Source organism: Paenibacillus periandrae, from assembly GCF_022458865.1.
GTDB lineage: Bacteria > Bacillota > Bacilli > Paenibacillales > NBRC-103111 > Paenibacillus_S > Paenibacillus_S periandrae.
On sequence record NZ_JAJNMU010000121.1, the window covers coordinates 1 to 528 of the forward strand.

General features: G+C 50.9%; 2 rRNA genes. Both read right to left on the reverse strand.

What is annotated here, in order from left to right:
- A 5S ribosomal RNA gene (gene rrf, locus LRL21_RS44840) occupies positions 1–80 on the reverse strand; the annotation flags it as partial.
- A gap of 198 nt (positions 81–278) precedes the next feature.
- Positions 279–528: ribosomal RNA gene (locus LRL21_RS44845) — 23S ribosomal RNA — on the reverse strand; the annotation flags it as partial.

A 528-nucleotide genomic window follows, 5' to 3' on the forward strand; every position in this document is an offset into this window, starting at 1 on the left:
CAAGTACCATTGGCGCTGAAGGGCTTAACGGTCGTGTTCGAGATGGGAACGCGTGGTTCCCCTTCGCCATCATCACCAAACTAAGAGCTTTCGCCAGAAAGCTGACTTCGTAAGCCTAAGTTTTTTTCGAAGCGTTTCTTCTTTGAAATCGCTGCGAGAAAATATCCATCCTTACAAAGGACAGGCAACTCAAGGTTTGCACCCTGAAAACTAGATCCGAAACTTCACTTCACGCTTGAGCAGCGCGTCTCACTCGCTTTCGCTTGCAAGACTCTTTCTTGGATAAGCCCTCGACCGATTAGTATTCGTCAGCTCCATACCTTGCGGCACTTCCACCCCGAACCTATCTACCTCATCGTCTATAAGGGGTCTTACATACTGGGAAATCTCATCTTGAGGGGGGCTTCGCGCTTAGATGCTTTCAGCGCTTATCCCTTCCGTACGTAGCTATCCAGCCGTGCTCCTGGCGGAACAACTGGTACACCAGCGGTACGTCCATCCCGGTCCTCTCGTACTAAGGACAGCTCC